A 713-nucleotide genomic window follows, 5' to 3' on the forward strand; every position below is an offset into this window, starting at 1 on the left:
CCAAAAGGCAGAAGGCGTTGATGAGGCAGCCAGCGGAATGAAGTTCGTCAGTGCACGCCGATGTCGCTTTGCGTATCCGATTCCAACTGCAGGCAGGCTGCCCAAAGTGGCGTCTTGTGGAAGGATCCGTCCTGGAGAAGAGTGAGCCCCTCTCGTGCCTCATAGAGCAAGCCGAGCCAGCATAAGCGTCGAAAGACGCCGTACTGGAGATCGGATTTCAACTCCCAGGCTTCCAGGGTTATTTCGGTGTCCGACAGAGGCGCCAGGTCTGGATAGAGGATCTCCACAACCTCCATTGACGTGCAACCTTCTCTGGCCGCGATATTGAGAAGATTGAGGAATAGGCGCCACCAGCGTAACCGCGCCCGCACCTCCTCTTCACGATCGGTTTCGTGGACATACGAGTAGAGATAATCCGTGGCGATCAGATCGAAGAAGGCTTGCGGTTTTGCCAAAAACTCCCGGCCTCGTCTAGTTGGCAGCAGCACATCCTTTTTCCGGCGAAGAAGCTTCAGGTGGCGGGTCATGTCGCGCACGACCCAAAGCGGCGGCATGTCGCTTTCATTGAGCACCTTGTTCATGCTGTAGAGGTCTTCGGCTGTGAAGCTTGGCCAGAGGAAGTGCACAGCGGCCCAATGCACGAACTTGCGGTTCATGGCGCCGGTCGCAGTCAATCCTATGCCACCCTCACCGTCAGCATAGGCAACCGAAAG

Annotated in this window: 1 protein-coding gene; it reads right to left on the reverse strand. The window is 56.7% G+C overall.

The window, feature by feature from the left end:
* Positions 1-47: 47 nt before the first annotated feature.
* Positions 48-713 (reverse strand): hypothetical protein (locus ACM5SV_RS36610; RefSeq protein ID WP_222016570.1); only part of this gene is annotated, 666 nt, incomplete at its 5' end.

This window comes from Rhizobium sp. CRRU65 (genome assembly GCF_048551595.1).
GTDB lineage: Bacteria > Pseudomonadota > Alphaproteobacteria > Rhizobiales > Rhizobiaceae > Rhizobium > Rhizobium leguminosarum_J.